The organism is Qipengyuania sp. ABI-127-1, assembly GCA_022953095.1.
GTDB lineage: Bacteria > Pseudomonadota > Alphaproteobacteria > Sphingomonadales > Sphingomonadaceae > Qipengyuania.
On sequence record JALJCR010000001.1, the window covers coordinates 1,406,812 to 1,432,043 of the forward strand.

A 25,232-nucleotide genomic window follows, 5' to 3' on the forward strand; every position below is an offset into this window, starting at 1 on the left:
CTAGCCGAAGACCCGCGCGAAGATCGTATCCACGTGTTTGAAGTGGTATTCGAGGTCGAATTTCTCCTCGAGCTGCTGTTCCGACAGCGCCGCCGTCACCTCTTCGTCCTGCTTAAGCAGGTCGAGCAGCATCAGCCGGCCATCCGATTCCCAGACCTTCATCGCATTGCGTTGCACCAGGCGGTAGGCGTCCTCGCGGCTGACACCGTTCTGAGTCAGCGCCAGCAATACGCGCTGCGAATGGATAAGGCCGCCCATGCGATCCATGTTCGCTTGCATACGATCGGGATAGACGAGCAGCTTGTCGACCACGCCGGTAAGCCGGGCGAGGGCAAAGTCGAGCGTAATGCAGGCATCAGGCCCGATGAAGCGTTCGACCGAAGAATGCGAGATATCACGCTCGTGCCACAACGCCACGTTTTCGAGCGCGGGCAGGGCATAGGCGCGGATCATGCGGGCCTGGCCGGTGAGGTTTTCGGTCAGGATCGGGTTGCGTTTATGCGGCATCGCGCTCGACCCTTTCTGGCCCGGCGAGAAATATTCCTCCGCTTCGAGTACCTCGGTCCGCTGCAAGTGGCGCACTTCGACAGCGAGACGTTCGATCGAACCGGCAATCACGGCCAGGGTCGAGAAGAACATGGCATGGCGGTCGCGCGGGATGACCTGCGTCGAAACCGGTTCGACCGCTAGGCCCAGTCTGTCCGCGACGTGCTGCTCGACCAGCGGGTCGATATTGGCGAAAGTGCCGACCGCGCCGGAAATCGCGCAAGTGGCGATTTCCTCGCGCGCGGCGATCAGGCGCTTTTTGCACCGGTCGAATTCGGCATAGGCCTGCGCCAGCTTGAGGCCGAAAGTCACCGGCTCGGCATGAATGCCGTGGCTGCGGCCGATGGTGGGGGTGTATTTGTGTTCTTCCGCGCGGCGCTGGATCGCGGTGAGCAGCGCATCGAGGTCCGCCAGCAGGATGTCCGCCGAACGCGCGAGCTGAACCGCCAGCGTCGTATCGAGCACATCGCTGGAGGTCATTCCCTGATGCATGAAGCGGGCCTCGTCGCCGACGTTTTCCGCTACCCAGGTGAGGAAAGCGATCACATCGTGCTTGGTCACCGCTTCGATCGCATCGATCGCTTCGACATCGATTGCAGGATCGGTTGCCCACCAATCCCACAGAGCCTTTGCGGCACTTTCCGGCACGACGCCCAGTTCGCCGAGCTTCTCCGTCGCGTGGGCCTCGATCTCGAACCAGATGCGATACTTCGCCTCCGGCTCCCACAGGGCGGACATTTCGGGACGGGCGTAACGGGGGACCATGGGGAGCTCCGACTAAGAGAGGAACGAGCCAGCCCGCTAAGGATGTGCGGTGCGAAAAGCAAGGCAGGCACGGAACGAGGCGCACGAATGTTTTCGACCCGCGACCGAGCGAAGCGATTTGTTTTGTCGACAAGCCGTTGGCAAACAATACAGTTCGAAATAATGTCGAACTTCAGCAATCAAACAGGGTCTTCTGCATGCGTCACCAAATAGCTGCCGTTTCGTTTATTGCCTTATCGGCATCCTCCGCTTTTGCTGGTGAGACCGTTCTCTACGAGGCTACTCCTGCATGGGTGGAAGCCGCGACGATCGACGACACGTCGCGCGCTTCCGGTTCCCCGATCATCTTGATCGATGAGCAGTCGAGAATCGAAGATGGTCAGCTGTGGACGTATCGGGAAACCGCGATCGCGCTCGATTCACCCGAGGCGCTGACTCAACTGGGGACCCTCGCCGCATCCTGGATGCCCGACAAGGGAGATCTGCGTGTGCACCGCGCCGAACTGATGCGCGACGGGCAGCGCATCGACTTGTTGGCCGGAGATCAACGGTTCGAGGTCTTGCGGCGCGAAGCAAAGCTCGAATCGCGGATGCTCGACGGAATGCTGACTGCGACCATGCCGGTCGCCGGTGCACGAATCGGCGATGTATTGCGGCTCGCTTATTCGATTACGATGCAGGATCAGGCTATGGGTGATCATGTCCAATGGTTTGCGGCCCTGATCGCCAAACCGTTTCCGCTGGCGGATGGCCGGGTTCGTGTTTCCTGGCCGCAGGACCTTCCGGTGAGTCGCGTGCGGCTCGGGGACGCGAAGGTGCCTGAACCTAAGCTCGTCGATGGGTTCTATATCTGGGAAGCCGACCTGCCGGTGGCCAAGCCCACCGAAATGCCGTCGGACGCGCCAGATCGGTACTTGGCCGGCAATCTCATGCAGTTGGGAACCTATGCAGATTGGCGGGACGTGTCGCGCCAGATGGCCTCGCATTACGACGTCGCCGGGACGGTGGGCAGCGGAGCGCTGGCAGACGAGATCGCGCGCATAGCCGGGGCGAGCGACGACCCGCTCGAGCGCGCGGCAATGGCTTTGCGCGTCGTGCAGGACGAAATCAGCTATCTTTCCAATGGTCTCGACGGTGGAAATTACCTTCCGCAAATGCCCCAGGAAACGTGGGAAAAGCGGTACGGCGATTGCAAGGCCAAATCGGTCTTGCTGCTGGCCATGTTGCGCGAACTCGAGGTGCCTTCCGAGGTTGTCCTGGTGCGGTCGAAAGGGGGCGATATCTTGCCTGACCTTGCCCCTATTCCGGGCAACTTCGACCATATGATCGTGCGTGCGGAAATCGCCGGTCAGAGCTATTGGCTGGATGGTACGGGATCGGGCACGCGGGCCGATACGATTGATACGATCCCGCGATTTCACTACGCGCTGCCCTTGCGGAACGAAGGCGCATCTCTGATGGCGCTCGGATCGCGCCCGCAATCAACTCCCGATCGCATCGTGCGGATCAGCCTGGATCAGCGTGCCGGCGTCCTCTTGCCGGCATTGGTCGACGTCGAAGTCGAGTTCCGCGGCATGGCGGGCGCACCGTGGCGAGTGATCGCCGAACAGAACGATGAAACCGTGATTGAGGATGCCGTGTCATCGGGGCTGCATTCGGTTATCGGCGACATGGCACTGTACCAACCCTCGGTCCGGTACGATGCGGATACGGGTGTCGCAACGATCAGTGCCCGGGGTATTCGCACGACTTCGTGGCGCAGGGATCGTTCGATTTACGAACTCGACATACCCTCGGAAGCGGCCCGCATGGTGAACTTCGATGCCGACCGTGCACGCGCGGCGTGGAAGGGCATACCTTTGCGGCTCAACGGACCGGTCTTTTATCGCAGCGAGTTCGAAATACTGCTTCCCGAAGGCGACGAAAATTTTCGGATCGACGGGGCTGGTAAGGCGACGCAAACCATCGGTGAGGTGGAACTGGCGTCAGATGCGCAACTCGACGATGCGCGTTTCACGCTGATGCAAACCATGCGCAGTGTGGCCGACGAGCTACCGGCCACCGATATATCCGCCGCGCGCCGGGAATTGGTTAGATTCGATCGCGCGCTGCCGGTGCTGAAATCCACCGGGGACGTGCAGCAGGCGTGGGAATATAGTGGGCCGCAGCGCAAACGGCTGACGGCGCTGGAGGCGGCCTATGCACGGCTAATCGCCGAGGCGGAACCGGACGAGTCTCGACAGTTGCTCAACCGCGCGAAGTTCCGTTCGGGCGTTTTCGATTTCGCAGGGGCGCTCGAAGACATCAATGCGGCACTCCAAATCGAGGCGACCAGCGCTCTCTACGGAGATCGTTCCTTCCTCCATCGCCAAATGGGCGATCTCGAAGCCGCGCTTGCCGATTTGCAAATGTACGAGGAGCTCAGCGGGAAGGGCGAGACCTATGGCAGCCAAATCGAGCTGCTCGCGCTGTTGGGGCGGACGGACGAGGGCTTGCAGTTGGCCGAGGAGTATCGTGCGCTAACCGACGACCCGGTCTCTGCGGAAACCACTATGGCGACTGCGCTTGGATGGTCGGGCGAAGCCGAAGAAGGACTTCGTCTGCTCGAAGACCTGTTGGTTCGCCGTCCGGGCGATGGTCCGCTGCTGAATGCGATCTGCTGGCACGCGGCGACATTCGATATCGTGAACCCGGACAGAATGAAGACCTGTGTAGGGGCGGTCGAGAAAAGCGAGTACGCTCCCGGCGTGCTCGATAGCCGCGCTTTCGCCCATCTGCGTCTTGGCGATCTTGATGCGGCACTGGCCGATCTGAACTCGGCCCTGGTGGCCAGCCCCGGTTTAGCCGAGTCGCGTCTCTTGCGTGGTGTGGTCAGAGTGATGCAGGGTGATGATGCTGGCCAGGGCGATATCGACCTGGCACTGTCCATCAGGCCGTCCCTGGCTGAAACCTACGCGGCGTGGGGCCTGAAATTCTAGGTCCCGCCGGGTTTTAGATCAGCCCTTTTGCGCGCAAGGATACGTTGCCTTGACGCCCGATGATGATGTGGTCGTGCACGGTCACGCCCAGCAGACGTCCCGCCTCTGCAATGCGCGACGTGATGGCGATGTCCGCCCGGCTGGGTTCGGGGCTGCCGCTGGGGTGATTGTGCACGAGAATCAGCGCGGTCGCGCCGATGTCGAACGCCTTGCGAATGATTTCGCGCGGGTGGATTGCGGCTTCATCGATCGATCCTTCACCCAGCAGATGATCGAGGATCAGGCGATTCTGTGTATTGAGATAGAGGACGCGGACCCGTTCATGATTGAGATGCGCCATGTCGATCGCGAGATAATCGAGCAGGGCCTGCCAACTGCCGAGCACCGGCTTGTCCTGTACCGCGCCGCGGGCCATGCGTTTTGCCGCGAGGTTGACCGCATGTAGCGCGGCGGCGCTCGCTTCGCCCAAGCCTTTCACTTGCTGGAGCGCCCGGGGATTGGCCGCCAAAACGGCTGACAGCGAGCCGAAATGCGCGATCAACGATTTGGCGAGCGGTTTCGTGTCGCCTTGGCGAATGGCGGAAAACAGCAGGAATTCGAGCAATTCGTAGTCGGCGAGGGCCTCGGCTCCGCCAGACAGCAATCGCTGGCGGAGCCGCTCGCGATGGCCTTTGCCAGCATGCTCTGCCGATTTTTTTTGATTCCCCGGCAACCATTCCCCCATGCACGGCGTTTCCGGCACTTGCATTGCCTTTGGAGAGCACAAGGCGCAAGTGTGGGTTCGATGGAGCGGGACGCAAACGACAATTCAGTGGCGGTAGAAGAAGATCTCGCCCGCCGCGCACGCTGGCAGCAGAAGCGCTGGGCCATACCCAGCATTCTGCTCGCCTTGCTCGTGGCCGCCGGCATAGCGGCCTGGTTTTCTCGCGAGAGTATCGTCGACGATATCATCCGCGATCAATTCGACGCCAATGGCATTCCGGCCACCTACACGATCGATCGGGTAGGCGGGCAGACGCAGATATTTTCAGATGTTGTCCTCGGCGATCCCGATGCGCCCGATTTCACGGCCAAACGTGTTATCGTCAGCCTGCGCCACCGGTTTGGCACTCCGGAAATCGGCGGTGTCACGCTGGTGGAGCCGCGAATTTACGGTACATTTCGTGACGGGGAGCTCAGCTTCGGAGCCCTCGACAGCCTGCTTTTCGGACCCAGCGAGGAAGCGGCCGGTCTGCCGAACCTGAATCTGACCATCCGCGACGGGCGCGGGCTGGTCGAAACCGATTACGGTCCGATCGGGCTCAGCCTCGCCGGATCGGGTCTGGTCAGTCATGGTTGGGAAGGGGCGCTGGCCGCGATCGCTCCCGAATTGGTCTTCGAGGGATGCGAAACGGGGCGCATGAGCGCCTATGGCAAGCTCACCACCGTTTCGGGAGAGCCGCAATTCTCCGGCCCGCTCCGGCTCGCATCGCTCATCTGCGAGGAACGGTCTCTCGAGCTGGCGAATTATGCGATGGATCTCACCGTCGCGGCGGATACCCGGCTGTCCAATCCTTCGATCGAGGCACGGCTCGAGGGTGGCGAGACGCGGATGGCGGAAAATTCGGCATCGGCGATGCTCGGTACTGTGCGCGCACAGATGCGTGATCGGTTGACCACGGCGCGTTTTTCGCTCGCGGCGCGCGGCGTCGATACGCCGCAAGCATTGGCCGCCGTCCTGACTGCCGAAGGGCAGCTTCGCGCGAGCGACGGTTTCGAGCGCCTCCAGCTCGATGGCGAGTTGGAAGGCAATGGCCTGCGGCTGGGCCGCGACCTGATCGCCACGGTGGAATCGCTTGCAAATACGGGCGAGGGGACATTCATCGCTCCGCTCACCCGAAAATTGGCGAGAGCGCTGCAGGCGGAAACCCGCGGTAGCGCGCTGAATGCGGAGGTGCGGCTGCGTCTTGACCCGAACGGCTATTCGCTCCTGACGCCAAGGGCCGAACTGCGCGGCGGGAGCGGTGCTCGGCTCGTTTCCCTATCCCGGGTCGAGATTGCCGCCCAAGGCGATGAGATGCCCCGTATCGCGGGCAATATCGCCACCGGCGGCGCGAATATGCCGCGCATTTCCGGACGGATGGAGCGGAGCGAATCGGGAGGCTCGATCTTTCGCCTGGCAATGGATCGGTATGAGGCGGGTGATGCAGCGCTCAGCGTGCCGCAGATTGTGATCGCACAGGGCACGGGCGGCGCGCTGGGGTTTTCCGGCAGGATGCTGGCGAGCGGCACGCTCCCGGGCGGTTCGGCCACGAACCTGCTGCTTCCAGTCGAAGGGCGATACGATAACGGGCGTTTGTCGATGTGGCGCAAATGCGTGGATCTGCGATTCGACCGGCTGGAGATGGCCAATCTTTCCTTCGAAAAGCGGGGCTTCACACTATGCCCAGCCCGTGGGCGCCCCATCTTGCAGAACGATCCAGCCGGAATGCGGATCGCGGCAGGAGCACCATCGCTCGATCTGGAAGGCCATCTGGGAGACACGCCAATCCGGCTCGCTTCCGGCCCGGTCGGCTTCGCTTATCCCGGTGTCGTGACCGCGCGTTCGATAGACGTTGCGCTGGGGCCACCGGAGGCACCCAGCCGGTTCCGCGTGTCCGGCCTCGAAGGACGTCTCGGCAAGGACATCTCGGGGACCTTCACCGATGCCGATATCCTGCTGGCTGCGGTTCCGATGAATCTTGAACAGACCAGCGGGCAATGGCATTTTGAGGGCGGTGAACTGTCGATCGACGGGGCCGAGTTCACTCTCGTCGATCGCGAAAATCCGCCGCGCTTCGAACCGCTCGTCGCACGCGAGGCGAGCTTGACGCTGATCGATAATGTAATCGATGCGCGTGCCCGGATGCGCAATCCGGCGAGCGACCGGCTCGTCACCATCGTCGATATCCGCCACAATCTGGAGAGCAGCCGAGGGCATGCCACTATCGATGTCCCGGAATTGCAATTTGACGACCGTCTTCAGCCAGGCCAGCTTTCGCAGCTGACATTCGGCGTCATCGCCAATGCAGAAGGTGTTGTCACCGGACAGGGGCGTATCGACTGGGCATCTGACGGGACGATTACCAGTTCAGGTTCCTTCTCCAGCGACGATCTCGATTTCGCTGCCGCTTTTGGTCCGGTCCAGGGGGCCAGCGGCACTGTGGAATTCACCGACTTGCTGAACCTCACGACCGCGCCGGGCCAGACAATTCGCGTCGCTTCGGTCAATCCCGGGATCGAAGTCTTTGACGGCGAGGTCGAGTTTGAATTGCGCAATGGCGAATTGCTGGCGGTCTCGGGTGGGAGCTGGCCCTTCATGGGTGGGCAGCTAATCCTGCGCGAGGTCGACCTCAATCTCGGCATAAGCGAAGAGCGGCGCTACATTTTCGAGATCGTCGGACTGGATGCCGCGACTTTCGTAGCCGAGATGGAGTTCGAAAATCTGTCCGCCAGCGGGCTGTTCGATGGGACAGTACCGATCGTGTTCGATGCCGATGGCAATGGCCGGATCGACACCGGGGTTCTGATCTCCCGGCCGCCGGGCGGCAATGTATCCTATGTCGGCGAACTGAGTTACGAGGACCTCTCGCCGATCGCCAATTTCGCTTTCGATGCTCTGAAGAGCCTCGATTACTCGCAGATGCGCGTCATCATGGAAGGCCCGCTGACCGGCGAAATCGTGACTCGCGTGCGTTTCGACGGCGTCAAGCAGGGCGATCGCGCCAAGTCCAATTTCATTACCAAGCGATTGGCCGCACTGCCCCTGCAGTTCCGTATCAATATCAAGGCGCAGTTCTATCAATTGCTGACCAGTCTCAAGTCGCTCTACGATCCCGCCTCGGTGCGCGATCCGCGCGAACTGGGGCTCCTGTCAGACGATGGCACGCGATTGTTGCGCCGCTCGATCACCGGCGAAGAGGCCGAACCGGATATCGACCCGGGGGATATCGTCCCCGATGAACCCACCATTCAGGAGCAGGAAAGCGAGTGAGGGCTATGAATCATGCCAAATTGACCGGAAGGATGGCTGGCGCCACGCTTGCCGCGACCGCGCTCGGCGGATGCATCACTGTAAATGCGCCCGAAGAGCCGATCGTGATCGAGTTGAATGTCAACATCCGGCAGGAAGTGATTTACCGGCTTGCCGAGGATGCGGGCAATACGATTGAGGATAATGCGGATATTTTCTGATGGGTGAAACAATGAACAGACTCACGAAATCGATGCTGGCGGCTGCGGCTGTGGCCACGGCACTCGGCGGATTTGTCGCACCTGCATATGCCCAGCGCGACCCGGCCTATGCTGCCGCGCGTGCCGCTGGCCAGGTGGGCGAGAAGATGGATGGCTATCTCGGTGTCGTCGGTTCCGAAACTCCGGAGCTCAAGCGGATCGTGAACGACATCAACATCAAGCGTCGCGCGGTCTATTCCGAACGCGCGCAGGCCAACAACGCCACGCTCGAGGAATATGCGCTCACGGCGGGTTGCCAGGCGATCCTCGCGACCAAGCCAGGTGAAAAGTACCAGGCGCCCGACGGCAGTTGGCAGACGCGCGGTGCAGGCGCGCCGATGCGCGATCCGCGCTGCCCATAAGCTCCGGGCGCACCGAAAGTCAGAAGCCTCTCGGCCCTTCCATGGGGTCGGGAGGCTTTTTTGCGTCATAGAGGCTGTTTCGGAACCTTCCTCTTGTTGACTCGCCACGACCCCCCTTCTAAGGGGGCGGCGCCCTCGGCGGGCAAGTCCGTGCCCGTGCCGCGCAACCCCCCTGAAAAGGAGCAAGGCATGAGCGACGACGAACCCGCACGGGAACCAATCGAGGAGGATGCGCGGATCGATGCGCTGGAGAAGCGGCTTGCAGCCGCCCGTCAGCGTGAAGATGAGCGTAACCGTCCCAAGGCTTCCGGGGCCGATGCGAATTATCGCAGCGGCAACCGTGTGCTGGCGGACCTCCTTGGCGGGCTTCTTGGTGGTGCGGTAATCGGCTATGCCATCGGGCATTTCACCGATACCAATCCCTGGGGTCTGTTGGTCGGCCTGTTCCTCGGAATTGTGGTCGCCTTCAGGAACATTATCCGTGCGGCAAACCAGCGCCCCGACGAGTGATCCCGAGAAGGGATTTTCGGGGCGTTAGTTACAGGATCTAGGGACGAGACAGACGTGGCAGCCGAGCAGGCCAAAGTCGATCCGATGTACCAGTTCACCATCGAACCGCTCGCCGGTTCGAGCGGTTGGGAACTGGCTGGGTACAATATCGCCTTCACCAACAGCGCATTGTGGATGCTGATCACCACCGTGGTGCTCTTCCTCTTCGTGCTGGGCGGCATGAAGCGCGAGCTGGTGCCCGGGCGCTGGCAGATGATGGTGGAGTCCTTCACCGGCTTCATCGACAACATGCTGGAAGCCAATATCGGCAAGGCGGGGCGCAAATACGTGCCCTATGTCTTCAGCCTGTTCATGTTCATCCTGTTCGCCAACCTCCTGGGCCTGCTGCCGCTGGGCATTTTCGGGTTGCACCCGTTTACCTTCACCAGCCATTTCACCGTTACCGGCGTGCTTGCGATCATCAGCTTTTCGATCGTGCTGCTGGTCGGCTTCTGGAAGCACGGCCTCCATTTCTTCAGCCTGTTCGTGCCGCATGGTACGCCTTTGCCGATGGTCCCGGTGATCGCGCCGATCGAATTCATCTCGTTCATGGTGCGCCCGTTCAGCCTCGGCCTGCGTCTGTTCGTTGCCATGATGGCCGGTCACGTCCTGCTCGAAGTGCTGTCGAGCTTCGTGATCGACGGCACCAATGCCGGCGCCACTTTCGGCCTTATGGTCGGCCTGCCGAGCTTCATCCTGATGATCGGTATCTGCGCTCTCGAGCTGCTGGTGGCGGGCATTCAAGCCTACGTCTTCGCTCTTCTGACGTCGTTGTATATCAACGACGCCGAGAACCTTCACTAAGTCCTCAATTTACACGTTTTTCCAAAGGAGTTTGTCATGGAAATGGAAGCCGCAAAGCTCATCGGCGCTGGTCTTGCTGCAATCGGTGCCGGTATGGCCGCGATCGGCGTGGGTAACGTCTTCGGTTCGTTCCTCGAAAGCGCCCTGCGCAACCCGGGTGCGGCAGACGGCCAGCAGGGCCGCCTGTTCATCGGCTTCGCCGCTGCCGAGCTTCTCGGTCTGCTGGCGTTCGTCGTTGCGATGATCCTGATCTTCGTCGCCTAAGCACGACTACCGATTTTGCGCCGGTCGGGATCGTCCCGACCGGCGTCAAGAATTTATCGTACCCGCCTTTCGAGAGCTGCAATGCCCCAGATAGCACAGCTTGCCGAAACATGGTCCAGTCAGGTCTTCTGGCTGTTGGTCTTTTTCGGCATCACCTTCTTCGTCATCGGCAAGGGCATGGTGCCCAAGGTGATGGAAACCGTCGCCCAGCGTGACGGCCAGATCGCCGCCGACCTCGCCGCCGCGAAGGCCGCGCGCGACGCCGCCGACGAGCAGGAAGAGGCCTGGCGGGTGCGCGAGAACGAAAACCGCGCCGCCGCGCAGGCGATCGTCGCCAAGGCCAAGGACGAGGCTGCGGCCAGGTCCGAAACCAAGCTGAAAGCGGCGCAGACGCGGCTCGACAAAAAGCTGTCCGAGGCGGAAACCCGCATTGCCGAGGCGCGCGCTGCGGCGCTGACCGAGGTGGAAACGGTCGCGGTCGAAGCGGCGCAGGACATCGTCAAGACGGTTGCAGGCCTGAAGGTGACCAAGCCGACCGCTTCGAAGGCGGTGAAGGAGGCGATGGCCAATGGCTAATCCCACATCCCAGCTTCCCGAAGTGATCGCCACCGAAGCCGCGCAGGCCACTGTCGAGATCGACGCCGGGGCAGGCAAGCATGTCGAACCCGAACTGTGGGGCCTGGCACCCTTCCAGATCGTCTCCATCTCGATGTTGGTTCTGCTGCTGATCGCTTTCTTCGGTGCCAAGGTTCACAAGACCATTGGCGGTGGACTCGACGGCAAGATCGCCGCGATCAAGGAACAGCTCGACGAAGCCAAGCAATTGCGCGCCGAAGCCGAAGCGCTGCGGCAGGAATATGCCGACAAGATCGCCGGTGCCGAGAAGGACGCGGAAGCCATGCTTGCCAATGCGCAGCACGAAGCCGACGCCCTGCTCGAAAAGGCGGAGGCCGACAGCAAGGCGATGGTCGAGCGCCGCAAGCGCATGGCCGAAGACAAGATCGCCGCTGCCGAGCGCGAAGCGATCGAAGACGTGCGCAACCGCGCCGTCAACGCCGCTACCACGGCGAGCCGCAAGCTGATTGCTGCAAAGCATGACGCAGAAGCCGATCAGGCCCTGGCCGACAAGGTGATCGCCGGGATCTGACTGGCGATTATCAGAAGAACAATCGAGAGGGCGGTCCTGCGGGGCCGCCCTTGTCGATTCAGGGCTCGAGCACGAGTTTTCCGATGATCTCGCCGCGCCGCATGGCGTCGAATGCCTCCCGCCAGCGATCGAGGGGGAGGGTGCGGTCGACATGCGGCACGATCTTTCCTTGCACAGCAAGCCGGTCGACTTCCGCGGCGACGTGCGTCCCGCGTTTGGGAAAGCGCCGCGCATATTCGCCCGCGCGCACGCCGACGACCGAGAAGCCCTTGATCAGCGGGATGTTGACCGCAATCTCGGGAATGCGGCCCGATACGAAGCCGATCACCAGCAGCTTGCCGCCAAAGGTGACGCAGCGCGTGCTCTCGTCGAATACGTCACCGCCGATGGGATCGTAGACGAGGTCGCACAGCTTCCCGTCGGTCAGGTCCGAGATGTCTTCGCGAAACCGGCCGGTGTTGAGGATCACCGCATCGGGCTGCGCGATTCTGCGTATAGGTTCGATCTTGTCCTCGCGATGCGTTGCCGCGATGACCTTTGCCCCAAGCGCACGCGCTAGATCGCAGGCGGCCAGGCCCACGCCCCCGCTCGCGCCGTGGACTAAGACGCTCCGCCCGGCCTCCAGCCCGCCGATCTCGACCAGCGCGACATAGGCGGTGTGATAGGCCGCGCCCATCGCCGCTGCGGTGCTGAAATCGAGGCCATCGGGGATTTTGCGCAATGTGGACGCTGAAAGCGCGACATATTCGGCAAAGGCACCGGTCTTCGCCCCGCCACGTACTCTGTCGCCCGGCATGAAGCCGCTATCCGCAGGCGCCTCGACCACTTCGCCTGCCATTTCGAGGCCGGAAACGAAGGGCGGATCGGGTTTGAACTGGTATTTGCCCTGCGTCATCAGCAGGTCGGGGTAGTTGAGCGAAGCCGCTCGCACACGCACCAACACTTCACCGTCGGGTCGCTCGATTTCGGCCAGCTCGACGCCCGACAGGTCGGGCGACAGCGCGCGAACCAGAAGGGCCTTCATCGGGTCAGAAATGGTCCTTGGCAGTGCGCAGCGCAGCGAATGTCTCCGCAGGACTGGTGCCACCCCACCGATCGCGCAGATCGGCATCGTCGGCGCGCAGGAAGGGGTTGGTTGCCAGTTCGCGCGAGAGCACCGTCGGTACGGTCGGTTCGCCCTTGGCGCGCTTCTCGTCGATGCGTGCGGCATAGAGCCGCAATTCGGCATTGTCAGGGTCGGCATGAAGCGCGAATTTGGCGTTCGCCTGCGTGTATTCGTGTGCGCAATAGAGCAGCGTGTTATCGGGCAGATTCCGAATGCGATCGAGGCTGTTCCAGAACTGTTCCGGCACGCCTTCGAACATCCGGCCGCAGCCGAGCGCGAAGACGCTGTCGCCCACGAAAGCCATGTCGGCCTCGGCGATATGATACGCGATATGGCCATTGGTGTGGCCGGAAACGTCGATCACGCGCGCCTGCCACTTGCCCAGCGCCGTGCTGTCGCCATTGCCGACCACGCGGTCGATAGGACTGAGCTTCTCGACTTCCCTGGGCGCCACCACCGTTGCGCCGGTCGCCTCTACGATGGCCTTGTTCCCGCCCGCGTGATCGGGATGCCAATGCGTGTTCCAGATCTGCGTGATTTCCCAGCCCTTGGCCTCGGCTTGCCTGAGGTATTCCGAGCCGTCGGGCGTATCGATGGCCGCAGTCTCGCCGCTATCGGGATCGTGGAGGAGGAATCCGTAATTGTCGGACAGGCAGGGGAATTGGTGGACTTCGAGCATGGCGGGCAAGGTAAGCGCTGCCGCGCCAAAGGGAAAGGCCCGCCTGCCGGAGTGGCAAGCGGGCCTCTCTCTGTCTCGTCATCCCAGCGTAAGCTGGGATCGCTGTCGACACTCTCGGACTATGTCGCCCGAGATCCCCGCTTTAGCGAGGATGACGTTTCGCTAGGCACCCGCGTGGCGGGCACCAAGCTGCATCGTCAGTCTTCCTTCTTCTTCAGCGCTTCGCCGAGGATGTCGCCGAGCGAGGCACCCGAATCCGACGAACCGAACTGGGCAACCGCTTCCTTCTCTTCGGCGATCTGACGCGCCTTGATCGAGAAGTTCGGCTTCTTCGAGCGATCGAAGCCGGTGACCATCGCATCGACCTTGCCGCCGACCTGGAAGCGGTCGGGGCGCTGTTCGTCGCGGTCGCGGCCGAGGTCGCTACGCTTGATGAAGCCGGTTGCACCGTCTTCGCCAACCTGCACTTCGAGGCCGCCATCGCGGACTTCGAGGACAGTGACGGTGACGGTTTCGCCCTTGCGGAGCGTGCCCGAAGCGCCTGCTTCGGTCGGTGCGCCCTTTTCGAGCTGCTTCATGCCGAGGCTGATACGCTCCTTGTCGGTGTCGACGTCGAGCACGACGGCTTCGACCTGCTCGCCCTTGCGGTGCAGCGCCAGCGCGTCTTCACCCGAGATGCCCCAGGCGATGTCCGACATGTGGACCATGCCGTCCACGTCGCCATCGAGGCCGATGAAGAGACCGAATTCGGTGGCGTTCTTGACTTCGCCTTCGACCTTCGAGCCAACCGGGTGCTTCTCGGCGAACTCTTCCCACGGGTTGCGCTGGGCCTGCTTGAGGCCGAGGCTGATGCGACGCTTCTCGCTGTCGACTTCGAGGACCATGACTTCGACTTCCTGCGAGGTCGAGACGATCTTGCCGGGGTGGACGTTCTTCTTGGTCCAGCTCATTTCCGAAACGTGGACAAGGCCTTCGATGCCCGGTTCGATTTCGACAAATGCGCCGTATTCGGTGATGTTGGTCACGGTGCCCGTCAGCTTCATGCCGACCGGGTACTTGGCCGAAACGCCGTCCCACGGATCCGATTCCAGCTGCTTCATGCCGAGGCTGATGCGCTGGGTTTCTTCGTTGATGCGGATGATCTGGACGGTCACGGTCGCGCCGATTTCGATCATTTCGCTGGGGTGGTTGACGCGCTTGTAGCTCATGTCGGTGACGTGGAGCAGGCCGTCGATACCGCCGAGGTCGACGAATGCGCCGTAATCGGTGATGTTCTTGACTACGCCGTCGATCACCTGACCTTCGGCCAGCTTGTCGATCAGCTCGCTGCGCTGTTCGGCGCGGGTTTCTTCGAGAACCGCACGGCGCGAGACGACGATGTTACCGCGGCGGCGGTCCATCTTGAGGATCTGGAAGGGCTGAGCCATGTCCATCAGCGGAGTTACGTCGCGCACGGGGCGGATGTCGACCTGCGAACCGGGCAGGAAGGCCACGGCGCCGTCGAGGTCGACGGTGAAGCCGCCCTTGACGCGGCCGAAAATGCGGCCTTCGACGCGCTTGCCTTCGCCGAATTCGTTTTCGAGCTTGTCCCAGGCGGCTTCGCGGCGGGCGCGGTCACGGCTGAGCATCGCTTCGCCTTCGGCGTTTTCGACGCGGTCGACATAGACTTCGACTTCGTCGCCGACGCCGGGCGCGGTTTCGTTTTCGGAGCGCTGGAATTCCTTGAGGTCGACGCGGCCTTCGCTTTTCAGGCCGACGTCGATGTGTGCCATACCGTTTTCGATGGCGGTGACGGTGCCCTTGACGACGCGGCCTTCGAAGCCGCCGTCATCTGCGCCGCCGAGTTGCTCGTCGAGCATCGCGGCGAAATCGTCGCGAGTGGGGTTGGCTGCAGTTGCCATAATTGAGTAGTCCTAACGTTCGTTTTGCTACCGGCCACCGGTTTTACCGGGGTCTTTACCCGTCTGCCTGCGCACCATTGCACGGGCCGTACGGGGCAAGAGGGCCGACGTCTTCGCGAGGCCGGATGCCGCCGCGAAGGTTCTTCAATCGGGGGATTGGGAGAACGGCGCGCGCCTAGTCGAAACAGCGCAAAAAGGCAAGCGGTTTGCACGGACACCGGGCAAAGCCATGGCTTGTATGCTGCACGGTAAAGGGGGATTGGGGCATTGCGAGTTCGGGCGCGGAAAACGACGGGGTTCGATAGTTTTCGCGGTTGGGCAACAGTATCTACCAGATCATGCCCGTGCCGAAGCGCCGCAGGAACGAGTTTCCAGTTCCGGCGCTAAGCCCCTTTGTAGAGCATGGCCACATCGCATCGTTCATACCGTGCGGCGTAGGCGTCCATAATTCCGCGGTCGTGTTCGAAGCCGAGCTTTTCGTAGAGGTGTATCGCCGGTGCGCACTTGCTGTTGGTGAGCAGATACAGCTTCTGCGCGCCGAGTTTGCGCGCGCGATCGATCATTCCGGCGAGCAGGAATTCCCCCGCCTTCAGCCCGCGCGCGCTTTCGCGCACGCCCATCTTGGTCAGTTCGAAGGTGCCCGGGCCGGTCTTGAGCAAGGCACAGGTGCCGACGATGCCGAGCCCGGCCGCCTCGACGAACAGGATGTCGCCCCCGGGATCGATGATCCGCTCCTGCGGATGTTCGAGGATTTCGCGGTCGGCCTTTTCCATCGCGAACATGCTCTCGATCCATTCGCGGTTGATGTCGTGGAACTCGCGGGCGAGGGCGGGCGTGTAATCGCGCAGGGAAAGCGTTTGCGGGGCGGTTCGTGCTGCGCGTTCCGCGATCGAGGCTTCGGCCAGCGCGTCTTCAATGATCGCCAGCTGGCGGAGAAAATCGCCCTCGACGCGGGCAAGAATTTCCTCGGCTGCCGCGCCGACCCGCGGCCATACCTCGGTCGCGATGCGCAGCGCCATGCTCTGCCCCCGTTCGGTGAGCGCGATCATGCGGCTGCGCTGATCGGCGCAGGCCTCGTCCGTGGCAAGGCCCAGCTTCTTCAGGTGCCCGACCGTCCGCGTCATGCCCGGCTGGCTGGTCCCGCTCGCTTCGGCGAGCTGGCCGACGGTCTTGGGGCCGGTTCTCAGCGCTGCCATCGCCGTCATGTGGCCGGGTTGCAGCGGGATACTCGCATCCGTCAGGACGCTGGCCGCGCCCGCCTGCATGCGTTCACCGAGCCGCTTTAACCTGCTGCCCAGAAAGGCCGGCCCCATCTGGGCGACGACATCGATCATACGAATCTCCATAGCGAGGTATATAACATGATATGGAGATGAGGGGTTGCTGGCAACGGGATGATGTGGTTGCCGGACACCGACTTCAGGAGATGGCTTGTTTCACTGCCTCGATCGCTGCGGCAATCGCTTCTTCCTTTCCGAGCGCGCTGGTATCGATCACCATAGCATCCTCGGCCGGGACCAACGGCGCTACCGCGCGATTGCGGTCGCGTTCGTCGCGGCGGCGGAGATCGTCGCGGATCTCCAACAGAGTGACCCCGGCCCCGCGCTCGCGCATTTCGAGGAAACGGCGCTGCGCGCGCGCCTCCACACTGGCGGTGACGAAAAGTTTTGCGTCGGCTTCGGGCGCGATGACGGTGCCGATATCGCGTCCGTCCAGCACAGCTCCGCCTTCCTGGGTCGCAAAAGCGCGTTGCCGCTCGAACAGCGCCTGGCGCAGGGCTGGGTGCACCGAAACGCGGCTGGCGAGCCCGCCGGTTTCTTCGTCGCGCAGTTGCGGATCGTCCAGCAGGCTGTCGGGAAAACTGGCCGCCGCCAGCGCATCTCCGCCATCGTCGGGATCGCCCCCGTTGAGAAACACCTGTCGTCCGACCGCGCGATAGAGCAATCCGGTATCGAGATGGGGCAGGCCGAAATGCCGGGCAAGCGCCTTGGCAAGGGTGCCTTTCCCACTGGCGGTTGGTCCGTCGACGGCGATAATCATGCTTTCGTTCTCCGCGCGCGAAGCGCCTTTGCCAGGCCCCAGATGGCGATTGCCGCCCAGAACCCTTCGAGCACCAGGCTCGGCCAGTTGGTGTGGACCAGCAACGATACGGTGAGCAGCGCGGCGCCGGTGAGGTTCGTGCCATGAAGCACGAAGGGGTTCGGTTCGTCGTTCCACGTCAGATAGGCATAGGCGCCGATGATGCAGCCCATGCCGACAAAACCGACGAGGGTGTAAGTGTCGAGATCGATCACGAGGATGCCGTAGCCAGGAGGGTAGTGAAATTGGGAAAGCTGGTTGCGATGGGTTCGGTTCTGTCTATTTCGACCCCTTCACGGCTGACGAGACCGGCGATCGCCATGCTCATCGCGATACGATGATCGAGATGCGTGGCGATTGTGCCACCGCCGGGCAGAGGCTCGCCATGCGAACCCTCGATGATGAGCCCGTCATCCGTTTCTTCCAGTGTTACGCCAACCTCGCGCAGTGCCGTGGCCATGGCGGCCAAGCGGTCGCTTTCCTTGACGCGCAGTTCTTCCAGGCCGCTGGTCGTGGTGGTGCCTTCGGCCATTGCGGCCGCGACGAAGAGGACGGGAAATTCATCAATCATGCTCGGCGCGATGGCGGGATCGACCTCGATCCCCCTGAGGCGCGAGTGTCTCACATGCAGATCGGCGACCGGCTCGCCGCCGACGTCGCGTTCGTCCAGCTTTTCGATATCGGCACCCATCAGCTCGAGCGCGCGGAAAATGCCATCGCGGGTCGGATTGAGGCCGACATTCTCGATCACGAGGTCGCTGCCCGGTACTACGCTGGCCGCCACGGCGAAGAAGGCGGCGGAGGACGGGTCGCCCGGTACGGCGATGTCGCAGGGGCGCAGCTCGGCGGGACCGTGAATGCGGATGACCCGCTCGCCTTCGGCCTCCTCGACTGTCAGTTCGGCGCCGAAACCGCGCAGCATGCGCTCGGTATGATCGCGCGTCGGCACCGGCTCGATCACCGTAGTCGTGCCCGGTGTATTTAGGCCGGCAAGCAGTACCGCGCTTTTCACCTGCGCGCTGGCCACAGGCAGGCGGTAGGTGATCGGCACGGCGGGCTGCACGCCTTCCATCGCCAGCGGCAACGTGCCGCCGGGGGAGGGGGCAAAGCTTGCGCCCATGGTCGAAAGCGGGTCGATAACCCGGTTCATCGGGCGTTTCGACAGGCTGGCATCGCCAGTGAAGGTTGCAGTGATCCCGTGGCTTGCGATCACGCCCATGAGGAGCCGTGTCGAAGTACCTGAATTGCCCATGTCGAGCGCCCGGTCGGGCTGCAATAGGCCGCCGACACCTACGCCGTGCACCACCCACTCATCGCCGTCGCGTTCGATGTGGACGCCCATTGCACGCAGGGCGTCTGCGGTGGCGAGCACGTCTTCACCCTCGAGCAGGCCCGAAATGCGGGTGCGGCCCACGGCCAGCGCGCCGAACATCAACGAACGGTGGCTGATCGATTTGTCGCCCGGAACGCGAATGCGTCCGGTCAGCGGGGGAGAGGGCATGAAGCGGTGGGTGGTCAATCGAGAGTCCCGTAATTGGCGATGGATACGGCTGCGGCGCTTTGACAGTGCACATGCGTTCTGGCAAGGCGCGCGCGCTGTTGATTCCTGCCCAGCGGGAACCCATCAAGACAATTGCGTATTCACGACCCTGCGGCGCTTCGCCGGGGGCGACAGACTTTAAGGATTACACATGGTCAAACCGGAATGGGGTACCAAGCGGACCTGCCCGAACTGCGGCACCCGCTTCTACGATCTGAACAAGGAAGATCCCGTCACCTGCATCGAATGCGGTGAAGAGTGGACGCCGGAACCGGTGCTCAAGTCGAAGCAGCCGATCCTCGCCGAGGAAGAGAAGAAGGACAAGAAGGGCGAAGCCGATAGCGATCTGGGCGGCGACGACGACGATGACGATCTGGATATCGACATCGACGAGGACGATGATTCGCCCGACAATGAAGTCGATCTGGGCGGTGACGACGATCTCGGGGTCGAGACGAAATCGAAGGGCGACGACGACGATTCCGACGATAGCTAATTTTGCTGTTGCATTGCGGGAGGGCTGCTTATATTGGGCGCCTCCCGCAAGGGTGACGCGCCTCCCAGGACGCGTCGTTTGAAATGGCTCGGGGCCTTAGCTCAGCTGGGAGAGCGCTACAATGGCATTGTAGAGGTCAGCGGTTCGATCCCGCTAGGCTCCACCATTTCCGGACTTACCGTCTGACGGCCCAGACCGGGCTGCAAATGACGGCTCGGTACGCTTCCGGTGCTCACGGACCTTCAGTCCGCTGCGCTCCGGTTCTCCCGATCCATCATTTTCGCCTCCGGCCTGAACCGACATCCGGCAAGTTCGCAGGCCGAGTTTGATGGTAGCAGGCCGTGGCGACGGCTGCGGCTTGCTTCCATCACACCCGGGCACATGTTTGGGTTTCATCGGGGAAATCCCCACGCTGGCCGACGAGTTCTCGTCCGCCGGCGTTTTTCGCGTTTAATCCAGTGGTTCGCCATTGGAGAGGAGTAAGCAGGCATGTTCGATACTCTGTCCGACCGGCTCGGCAATGTCTTCGACCGCCTGAAAGGGCGCGGCGCACTGTCGGAGAACGACGTGCGCGAGGCGATGCGCGAGATTCGTATCGCGCTGCTCGAGGCCGATGTCGCGCTGCCCGTCGTGCGCCGTTTCATCGATGCGGTCACCGAGAAGGCAATCGGTTCGGAAGTCCTGAAATCGGTCACGCCGGGGCAGCAGGTCGTCAAGATCGTTGATGAAGAGCTGACCGCCATGCTCGGCGGCGGTGAGGATGCCGATCCCACATCGCGCGAGCTGAACTTTGCCGCGAAGCCCCCGGTTGTCATCATGATGGTCGGCCTGCAAGGCTCGGGTAAGACGACCACCACCGCCAAGCTCGGCAAGCTGATCCGCGAAAAGCACGGCAAGAAGGCCATGATGGCCTCGCTCGACGTCAATCGGCCGGCCGCGCAGGAACAGCTCAAGGTCCTCGGCGAGCAGGTCGAGGTCGCGACCCTGCCGATCATCGAAGGCCAGCAGCCGGTCGACATCGCCCGTCGCGCGATGGAAAGCGCCAGGCTCCAGTCGGCCGACGTGCTGCTGCTCGACACCGCGGGCCGCCTGCATGTCGACGAAGCGCTGATGGCCGAAATGAAGGCGATCGCCAGCGTCTCCGCGCCGATCGAGGTGCTGCTGGTGGTCGACAGCCTGACCGGTCAGGACGCGGTCAATGTCGCGCAGAGCTTTACCGGCGAAGTGCCGCTGACCGGCGTGGTGCTGACCCGGATGGACGGCGATGCGCGCGGCGGTGCGGCGCTTTCCATGCGCTATGTCACCGGCAAGCCGATCAAGTTTGCCGGCACGGGCGAAAAACTCGACGCGATCGAGGCGTTCGATCCCAAGCGCGTTGCCGGTCGAATCCTCGGCATGGGCGATGTCGTGTCGCTGGTCGAGAAGGCCGCCGAAACCATCAAGCAGGACGAGGCCGAGGCGCTCGCCAAGAAGATGGCGAAGGGCCAGTTCGACCTCGAGGATCTGCGCATGCAACTGAAGCAGATGCAGAACATGGGCGGCCTCGGCATGCTGGCAGGGATGCTGCCGGGCATGAAAAAGGCCAAGGCGGCGATGGCGTCGTCGAACATGGACGACAAGGTGCTCGTCCACATGGATGCGATTATCGGATCGATGACGCCGAAGGAGCGCAAGAACCCCGCGCTGCTCAATGCCAAGCGCAAGAAACGCGTGGCAGCAGGTTCGGGGACGCAGGTGCAAGAGGTCAACAAGGTGCTGAAGATGCACCAGGAAATGTCCCGCGCCATGAAGCAGATCAAGAAGATGGGCGGCCTAAAGGGGCTCGGCGCGCTGTTCGGCGGCGGCGGGATGCCTGGAATGGGCGGCGTTGGCGGCATGGGCGGCATGCCCGGCCTCGGAGCGCCCGGGGCGAAGGGGCCGGGCGTCGATCCCAGCACGCTCCCGCCTGACCTGCAAGAAATGCTTAAGAAGAAATAAGTTTCAAAAGTTTACGTTCGAAAGGTAATATCAAATGGCAGTTGCAATCCGTCTTTCGCGTGGTGGTGCCAAGAAGCGCCCCTACTACCGTATCGTCGTGTCGGACTCGCGCAGCCCGCGCGACGGCAAATATCTGGAGCAGATCGGCACCTACAACCCGATGCTGCCGAAGGATTCGGGCGAGCGTGTGAAGCTCAACGAAGACCGCGCGCGTCACTGGCTGTCGGTCGGCGCGAAACCTTCGGACCGTGTCCACCGTTTCTTTGATGCCGCAGGTATCCTCGAGCGCGCGCCGCGGAACAACCCGAAGAAGGGCGAGCCGGGTGAAGCGGCCAAGGAACGCGCCGAAGAAAAGGCCGCCAAGATCGCTGAAGCGGAAGAAGCCGCCAAGGCTGCCGAGGAAGAAGCCAAGGCCGCTGCCGCGGCTCCGGCTGAAGAAGCTCCGGCCGAAGAAGCCGCTGCTGAAGAAGCGTCGGCTGAAGAAGCCACCGAAGACAAGGGCGAGTAATCGCGCCCATGTCGGACAAGCCCCTCATGCTGGCCGCCGTCACCGGTGCGCATGGCGTGACGGGCGAAGTCCGCCTGAAGCTATTCGGCGAAGGGATCGATGCCCTGAGGCCGCACAAGAGCTTCAACGAGGGCGCGCTGACCCTCGTGAAAATCCGCAGCGACAATAAGGGCGGTGCCATCGCGCGCTTTGCGGAGGCCACGGATCGGACTTCGGCCGAGCAGCTGCGCGGCACCGCTCTTTCCGTTCCGCGCGAGGCATTGCGGGACCTTGCCGAAGACGAATTCTATTTCTCCGACCTGATCGGCCTTTCCGTTGTCACCGACAAGGGCGATACGGTGGGCCGCGTCTGCGCGGTCGAGAATTTCGGCGCCACGGATATTGTCGAGATCGAGAGACCCGACGGCACAACATTCATGGTCCCATTGACGAAGCAGGCCGTGCCCACTTGGGATAGCGAAACGCTGACCGTGAGCGCCGACTTCGTCGATTAGCGCCGTAGGGGCGCCTTCTCCGATAGATGATTACGGATCGTTGTCGCCGCGACCCCGGCCTGCCCCATCGCATGGCTGATCTGGTCCAGCCCGAGGACCACATCGCCCGCAGCGAAGAGCCCCGGCACGCTGGTTTCAAGGTGGTCGTCGACGAGGACACAGTCACCTTCGCTCACTTTCGCGCCGCATTTCACGGCCAGCCCCGAACGCACGACCGATCCGAGTGCGGGATAGATGCTGTCGAACGCCATCCGGCCATCGGCTGTATCGCAGGCGAGCCTGCCGTTCTCGATCGCGAAACCGCCGCACGGTCCCGCGACGCGGGCGATTCCCGCCGCGTCCAATATCGCTGAACACTGCTCCGACACGTCGTGATCGCCGCCGGGCGAGATCAATGTGAGATCCTTCGTATAGGTTCGGAGGAACTGAGCCTCTGCAGTGCCATGGTCGCCGGTGCCGATCACAGCGACACGACGGTCGGTGACTTCGTAGCCATCGCAAACCGGGCAATAGCGGATCAGGCCGCGCGCCATGGCTTCGTCATGGAGTTGCTCGTCGATCCCCTCGGGCCGATTGTTGACCACGCCCGTGGCAAGCAGAACGGTACGCGCGCGATACTCCTCTTTGTCGCAGTGGACGGTGAAATATTCGCCATCGCGCTCGAGGTCGGTCACCCGCTTCGGCTCGCGCAGCGCCCCGTATTTCGCCGCCTGCTCGCGCATCCGTTCGAGCAGTTCGTTGCCGTTAATGCCGTCGGGAAAACCGGCGTGGTTGTGACTCGTCGGGATCCAGTTTGCGCGGCTTGTGCCGCAATCGAACAAGCGGATATCGAGGTGATACCGCGCGAGATAGATCGCCGCTGTTAGCCCTGCCGGGCCTGCGCCCACAATGATGCAGTCGTCGATCTCCATGGCAGGGATACGCGCGGGATCGGAAAGGGTGCCGAGTAAGACAGCCAGTGGCATGACGCGGGTGGGCGAGAAAAAACGCTGTTCGCAGAGCTCGATCTGACAGAGATAGAATGGGCTTGGCATCGCTCGCGGAAGACAGCCAAGTCTCGTGGTCTGAGATATGCAAACTGCGCATCGGCATGCGCGCCAAGCCTGGGGGATCGAAATGATCGATAATGCAGTTTTCCTGATCGGCGCATATGGCGCGATGGCGGCAGGGTTCAGCGCCACGGTAGCCAAGGTCTCCCCAACGATCGGTCCGCGCCTTCGCCACCTGTTTTCGGGTGCGGCTCCGCTGGCGGCAGTGCTCGCCGCGCGCCTTGATGGGGCCAGCAGCGTCACGTTGGACGGCATGGACCTGTTTTCAGCGGGCGGACTGGTAATCATCGGTGTGGTCACGTCGAGCGTGGTCGGTAAATTCGTGCCGACGATTGATGCTTCCGATCGCCGTCTGACCTCTCGCTGATCGCCTTCTTCGTCGGGCCGGGATGGAATTGACCGCAGTCTGACGCTAGGTGGCGGCGCATGAGTTTCGCCGCCACCATTCTCACGCTCTATCCCGAGATGTTCCCCGGCCCGCTGGGCATAAGCCTTGCCGGGCGCGCGCTGGAGAGAGGGGATTGGTCGTGCGAAACAGTCCAGATCCGCGATTTTGCGAAGGACAAGCATCGTACGGTCGACGATACGCCCGCAGGGGGCGGGGCGGGCATGGTGCTCAAGGCCGACGTGTTGGGCCGGGCGCTTGAAAGCGTTGTTGGAAAGCCCCTTCCCTTGGGCGAAGGGGTTGCTGATGGGGGTGCTGCCCCATCGGCGTCGAACACCCACCCCTCAATCGCCTCCTCCAAGGAAGGGAAAGTTCAAAGGCCAATCCTCGCCATGACGCCGCGCGGGAAGCCGATAACGCAGGCACGCATTCGCGAAATCGCACAAGGTCCGGGTGTTGCCATCCTGTGCGGTCGGTTCGAAGGCTTCGATGAACGGATTTTCGAGGCTTATCCGCAGATCGAACAGGTCAGCCTGGCCGATATCGTCCTGTCGGGCGGAGAGCCCGCTGCCTTGGCCATTCTCGACGCTTGCATTCGCCTGCTTCCCGGAGTAATGGGCGCGCCCGATAGCGGAGTCGAAGAGAGCTTCGAAAACGGCCTCATCGAATATCCGCAATATACCCGACCTCAGGAATGGGAAGGGCGCACGATCCCTGAAGTGCTGCGATCGGGGGATCATGCGAAAATCGCTGCTTGGCGCAAGGCAAGGAGCGAGGAAGACACACGGTTACGCAGGCCGGACCTTTGGGAACGTTATAGTGACGTTCGGGACCGATCTGCCTCTGACGCGCGGCGAGAAGATTAAGGATATGGTTCGATGAACCTCATTCAACAGCTCGAAGCGGAAGCTATCGAGAACCTCGGGAAGGACATTCCCGAATTCCGCGCCGGTGACACCGTGCGCGTTGGCGTCAAGGTTATCGAAGGTAGCCGTGAACGCGTCCAGAATTTCGAAGGCGTTGTCATTGCCCGCTCGAACCGCGGCATGGGCAGCAACTTCACCGTCCGCAAGATGAGCTTCGGGGAAGGCGTGGAACGTGTGTTCCCGCTCTACTCGCCGATCATCGACAGCATCACCGTGGTCCGCCGCGGCATCGTGCGTCGCGCCAAGCTCTACTATCTGCGTGGCCGCACCGGTAAGCGGGCGCGTATCGCCGAACGTCGCGACAACGCGCCGAAGGCATAAGCGGCAAAGGCGGTTTATCAACCGAACAAGGGAAGGGGCGTGGCGGGATGACCGCCGCGCCCCTTTTCTTATGGCCTGCGATTGGGCATGCGGGTGGCAATGATGA

The 25,232-nt window shown here is 62.4% G+C and carries 26 protein-coding genes and 1 tRNA gene; 17 read left to right on the top strand and 10 right to left on the bottom strand.

Features of this window, described 5'->3' with window-relative positions; translation table 11 throughout:
* Nucleotides 1-1,311: an adenylosuccinate lyase gene (gene purB / locus MUY37_RS06935; protein WP_499194626.1), complete on the bottom strand. Its 1,311-nt coding sequence runs from the start codon at nucleotides 1,309-1,311 to the stop codon at nucleotides 1-3.
* Between the two features lie 197 nt (nucleotides 1,312-1,508).
* Between purB and MUY37_RS06940 the strand changes: the two genes are divergently transcribed.
* Nucleotides 1,509-4,289 carry a DUF3857 domain-containing protein gene (locus MUY37_RS06940; RefSeq protein WP_499194627.1) on the top strand — a complete coding sequence of 927 codons (2,781 nt, stop codon included), beginning with the start codon at nucleotides 1,509-1,511 and terminating at the stop codon, nucleotides 4,287-4,289.
* A gap of 13 nt (nucleotides 4,290-4,302) precedes the next feature.
* On the opposite strand, the gene radC is transcribed toward MUY37_RS06940, so the two are convergent.
* A complete protein-coding gene (gene radC / locus MUY37_RS06945) occupies nucleotides 4,303-5,001 on the bottom strand; it encodes a RadC family protein (protein WP_499194628.1) in 699 nt (232 codons plus the stop codon).
* A gap of 99 nt (nucleotides 5,002-5,100) precedes the next feature.
* Here radC and MUY37_RS06950 point away from each other — a divergent pair, with 99 nt between their 5' ends.
* From MUY37_RS06950 to MUY37_RS06985, 8 genes are all read left to right on the top strand, one after another.
* Complete coding sequence (locus MUY37_RS06950; protein WP_499194629.1) at nucleotides 5,101-8,301, top strand: intermembrane phospholipid transport protein YdbH family protein; 3,201 nt, start codon at nucleotides 5,101-5,103, stop codon at nucleotides 8,299-8,301.
* A gap of 5 nt (nucleotides 8,302-8,306) precedes the next feature.
* Complete coding sequence (locus MUY37_RS06955) at nucleotides 8,307-8,501, top strand: YnbE family lipoprotein (protein WP_234041411.1); 195 nt, start codon at nucleotides 8,307-8,309, stop codon at nucleotides 8,499-8,501.
* Nucleotides 8,502-8,512: 11 nt separating this feature from the next.
* On the top strand, nucleotides 8,513-8,902 hold the full coding sequence (locus MUY37_RS06960; protein WP_370459096.1) for a YdbL family probable chaperone protein: 390 nt from the start codon (nucleotides 8,513-8,515) through the stop codon (nucleotides 8,900-8,902).
* A 189-nt stretch (nucleotides 8,903-9,091) separates the two neighbouring features.
* Nucleotides 9,092-9,412: an AtpZ/AtpI family protein gene (locus MUY37_RS06965; RefSeq protein ID WP_115416985.1), complete on the top strand. Its 321-nt coding sequence runs from the start codon at nucleotides 9,092-9,094 to the stop codon at nucleotides 9,410-9,412.
* 54 nt (nucleotides 9,413-9,466) lie between these two features.
* Nucleotides 9,467-10,255 carry a F0F1 ATP synthase subunit A gene (locus MUY37_RS06970; protein ID WP_267899695.1) on the top strand — a complete coding sequence of 263 codons (789 nt, stop codon included), beginning with the start codon at nucleotides 9,467-9,469 and terminating at the stop codon, nucleotides 10,253-10,255.
* Nucleotides 10,256-10,291: 36 nt separating this feature from the next.
* Nucleotides 10,292-10,519 carry a F0F1 ATP synthase subunit C gene (locus tag MUY37_RS06975; protein ID WP_006832363.1) on the top strand — a complete coding sequence of 76 codons (228 nt, stop codon included), beginning with the start codon at nucleotides 10,292-10,294 and terminating at the stop codon, nucleotides 10,517-10,519.
* Between the two features lie 81 nt (nucleotides 10,520-10,600).
* Nucleotides 10,601-11,095 carry a F0F1 ATP synthase subunit B family protein gene (locus MUY37_RS06980; protein WP_499194630.1) on the top strand — a complete coding sequence of 165 codons (495 nt, stop codon included), beginning with the start codon at nucleotides 10,601-10,603 and terminating at the stop codon, nucleotides 11,093-11,095.
* Nucleotides 11,088-11,666: a F0F1 ATP synthase subunit B family protein gene (locus MUY37_RS06985; RefSeq protein ID WP_499194631.1), complete on the top strand. Its 579-nt coding sequence runs from the start codon at nucleotides 11,088-11,090 to the stop codon at nucleotides 11,664-11,666. The genes MUY37_RS06980 and MUY37_RS06985 overlap by 8 nt, the downstream gene beginning before the upstream one ends.
* Nucleotides 11,667-11,724: 58 nt before the next feature.
* On the opposite strand, the gene MUY37_RS06990 is transcribed toward MUY37_RS06985, so the two are convergent.
* The 7 genes from MUY37_RS06990 to aroA form a co-directional block, all read right to left on the bottom strand.
* Nucleotides 11,725-12,690 (bottom strand): NADPH:quinone oxidoreductase family protein, encoded by a 966-nt coding sequence (locus MUY37_RS06990; RefSeq protein WP_499194632.1) that lies wholly within the window; start codon nucleotides 12,688-12,690, stop codon nucleotides 11,725-11,727.
* Between the two features lie 4 nt (nucleotides 12,691-12,694).
* Entirely contained in the window at nucleotides 12,695-13,450 is a 756-nt protein-coding gene (gene gloB / locus MUY37_RS06995; RefSeq protein ID WP_499194633.1) for a hydroxyacylglutathione hydrolase, read from the bottom strand.
* 197 nt (nucleotides 13,451-13,647) lie between these two features.
* The gene (gene rpsA / locus MUY37_RS07000; RefSeq protein WP_417321910.1) at nucleotides 13,648-15,351 is read right to left on the bottom strand and encodes a 30S ribosomal protein S1; all 1,704 of its coding nucleotides are present in this window, start codon (nucleotides 15,349-15,351) and stop codon (nucleotides 13,648-13,650) included.
* Between the two features lie 383 nt (nucleotides 15,352-15,734).
* Nucleotides 15,735-16,685 carry a bifunctional helix-turn-helix transcriptional regulator/GNAT family N-acetyltransferase gene (locus tag MUY37_RS07005; protein ID WP_499194634.1) on the bottom strand — a complete coding sequence of 317 codons (951 nt, stop codon included), beginning with the start codon at nucleotides 16,683-16,685 and terminating at the stop codon, nucleotides 15,735-15,737.
* 85 nt (nucleotides 16,686-16,770) lie between these two features.
* On the bottom strand, nucleotides 16,771-17,391 hold the full coding sequence (locus MUY37_RS07010; RefSeq protein WP_499194635.1) for a (d)CMP kinase: 621 nt from the start codon (nucleotides 17,389-17,391) through the stop codon (nucleotides 16,771-16,773).
* Complete coding sequence (locus MUY37_RS07015; protein WP_499194636.1) at nucleotides 17,388-17,645, bottom strand: CBU_0592 family membrane protein; 258 nt, start codon at nucleotides 17,643-17,645, stop codon at nucleotides 17,388-17,390. The genes MUY37_RS07010 and MUY37_RS07015 overlap by 4 nt, the downstream gene beginning before the upstream one ends.
* Nucleotides 17,642-18,931, bottom strand: a complete 1,290-nt coding sequence (gene aroA / locus MUY37_RS07020) for a 3-phosphoshikimate 1-carboxyvinyltransferase (RefSeq protein ID WP_499195124.1) — start codon at nucleotides 18,929-18,931, stop codon at nucleotides 17,642-17,644. Before aroA ends, MUY37_RS07015 begins: the two co-directional genes overlap by 4 nt.
* 190 nt (nucleotides 18,932-19,121) lie before the next feature.
* Between aroA and MUY37_RS07025 the strand changes: the two genes are divergently transcribed.
* The 5 genes from MUY37_RS07025 (at nucleotide 19,122) to rimM (ending at nucleotide 22,445) form a co-directional block, all read left to right on the top strand.
* Nucleotides 19,122-19,466 carry an FYDLN acid domain-containing protein gene (locus MUY37_RS07025; protein WP_499194637.1) on the top strand — a complete coding sequence of 115 codons (345 nt, stop codon included), beginning with the start codon at nucleotides 19,122-19,124 and terminating at the stop codon, nucleotides 19,464-19,466.
* Between the two features lie 90 nt (nucleotides 19,467-19,556).
* Nucleotides 19,557-19,632: transfer RNA gene (locus tag MUY37_RS07030), tRNA-Ala, on the top strand.
* 323 nt (nucleotides 19,633-19,955) lie between these two features.
* Nucleotides 19,956-21,443, top strand: a complete 1,488-nt coding sequence (ffh, locus tag MUY37_RS07035; protein WP_499194638.1) for a signal recognition particle protein — start codon at nucleotides 19,956-19,958, stop codon at nucleotides 21,441-21,443.
* A 34-nt stretch (nucleotides 21,444-21,477) separates the two neighbouring features.
* Entirely contained in the window at nucleotides 21,478-21,951 is a 474-nt protein-coding gene (gene rpsP, locus MUY37_RS07040; RefSeq protein WP_499194639.1) for a 30S ribosomal protein S16, read from the top strand.
* 8 nt (nucleotides 21,952-21,959) lie between these two features.
* The gene (rimM, locus tag MUY37_RS07045; RefSeq protein WP_499194640.1) at nucleotides 21,960-22,445 is read left to right on the top strand and encodes a ribosome maturation factor RimM; all 486 of its coding nucleotides are present in this window, start codon (nucleotides 21,960-21,962) and stop codon (nucleotides 22,443-22,445) included.
* Here rimM and MUY37_RS07050 read toward each other — a convergent pair.
* On the bottom strand, nucleotides 22,442-23,410 hold the full coding sequence (locus tag MUY37_RS07050) for an NAD(P)/FAD-dependent oxidoreductase (protein WP_499194641.1): 969 nt from the start codon (nucleotides 23,408-23,410) through the stop codon (nucleotides 22,442-22,444). The genes rimM and MUY37_RS07050 overlap by 4 nt on opposite strands.
* A gap of 151 nt (nucleotides 23,411-23,561) precedes the next feature.
* Here MUY37_RS07050 and MUY37_RS07055 point away from each other — a divergent pair, with 151 nt between their 5' ends.
* The 3 genes from MUY37_RS07055 to rplS are packed head-to-tail and all read left to right on the top strand — an operon-like array spanning nucleotide 23,562 to nucleotide 25,126.
* Entirely contained in the window at nucleotides 23,562-23,861 is a 300-nt protein-coding gene (locus MUY37_RS07055) for a hypothetical protein (RefSeq protein ID WP_499194642.1), read from the top strand.
* Nucleotides 23,862-23,920: 59 nt separating this feature from the next.
* Entirely contained in the window at nucleotides 23,921-24,745 is an 825-nt protein-coding gene (gene trmD, locus MUY37_RS07060) for a tRNA (guanosine(37)-N1)-methyltransferase TrmD (RefSeq protein ID WP_499194643.1), read from the top strand.
* 12 nt (nucleotides 24,746-24,757) lie between these two features.
* A complete protein-coding gene (gene rplS, locus MUY37_RS07065; protein WP_499194644.1) occupies nucleotides 24,758-25,126 on the top strand; it encodes a 50S ribosomal protein L19 in 369 nt (122 codons plus the stop codon).
* Nucleotides 25,127-25,232: the final 106 nt, after the last annotated feature.

Coding starts and splice junctions, on each gene's coding strand:
- purB (WP_499194626.1), bottom strand. CDS start 1,311: ATGGTCCCCCGTTACGCCCGTCCCGAAATGTCCGCCCTGTGGGAGCCG.
- MUY37_RS06940 (WP_499194627.1), top strand. CDS start 1,509: ATGCGTCACCAAATAGCTGCCGTTTCGTTTATTGCCTTATCGGCATCC.
- MUY37_RS06955 (WP_234041411.1), top strand. CDS start 8,307: ATGAATCATGCCAAATTGACCGGAAGGATGGCTGGCGCCACGCTTGCC.
- MUY37_RS06960 (WP_370459096.1), top strand. CDS start 8,513: ATGAACAGACTCACGAAATCGATGCTGGCGGCTGCGGCTGTGGCCACG.
- MUY37_RS06965 (WP_115416985.1), top strand. CDS start 9,092: ATGAGCGACGACGAACCCGCACGGGAACCAATCGAGGAGGATGCGCGG.
- MUY37_RS06975 (WP_006832363.1), top strand. CDS start 10,292: ATGGAAATGGAAGCCGCAAAGCTCATCGGCGCTGGTCTTGCTGCAATC.
- MUY37_RS06980 (WP_499194630.1), top strand. CDS start 10,601: ATGCCCCAGATAGCACAGCTTGCCGAAACATGGTCCAGTCAGGTCTTC.
- MUY37_RS06985 (WP_499194631.1), top strand. CDS start 11,088: ATGGCTAATCCCACATCCCAGCTTCCCGAAGTGATCGCCACCGAAGCC.
- MUY37_RS06990 (WP_499194632.1), bottom strand. CDS start 12,690: ATGAAGGCCCTTCTGGTTCGCGCGCTGTCGCCCGACCTGTCGGGCGTC.
- gloB (WP_499194633.1), bottom strand. CDS start 13,450: ATGCTCGAAGTCCACCAATTCCCCTGCCTGTCCGACAATTACGGATTC.
- rpsA (WP_417321910.1), bottom strand. CDS start 15,351: ATGGCAACTGCAGCCAACCCCACTCGCGACGATTTCGCCGCGATGCTC.
- MUY37_RS07005 (WP_499194634.1), bottom strand. CDS start 16,685: ATGATCGATGTCGTCGCCCAGATGGGGCCGGCCTTTCTGGGCAGCAGG.
- MUY37_RS07010 (WP_499194635.1), bottom strand. CDS start 17,391: ATGATTATCGCCGTCGACGGACCAACCGCCAGTGGGAAAGGCACCCTT.
- aroA (WP_499195124.1), bottom strand. CDS start 18,931: ATGCCCTCTCCCCCGCTGACCGGACGCATTCGCGTTCCGGGCGACAAA.
- MUY37_RS07025 (WP_499194637.1), top strand. CDS start 19,122: ATGGTCAAACCGGAATGGGGTACCAAGCGGACCTGCCCGAACTGCGGC.
- ffh (WP_499194638.1), top strand. CDS start 19,956: ATGTTCGATACTCTGTCCGACCGGCTCGGCAATGTCTTCGACCGCCTG.
- rpsP (WP_499194639.1), top strand. CDS start 21,478: ATGGCAGTTGCAATCCGTCTTTCGCGTGGTGGTGCCAAGAAGCGCCCC.
- rimM (WP_499194640.1), top strand. CDS start 21,960: ATGTCGGACAAGCCCCTCATGCTGGCCGCCGTCACCGGTGCGCATGGC.
- MUY37_RS07050 (WP_499194641.1), bottom strand. CDS start 23,410: ATGCCACTGGCTGTCTTACTCGGCACCCTTTCCGATCCCGCGCGTATC.
- MUY37_RS07055 (WP_499194642.1), top strand. CDS start 23,562: ATGATCGATAATGCAGTTTTCCTGATCGGCGCATATGGCGCGATGGCG.
- trmD (WP_499194643.1), top strand. CDS start 23,921: ATGAGTTTCGCCGCCACCATTCTCACGCTCTATCCCGAGATGTTCCCC.
- rplS (WP_499194644.1), top strand. CDS start 24,758: ATGAACCTCATTCAACAGCTCGAAGCGGAAGCTATCGAGAACCTCGGG.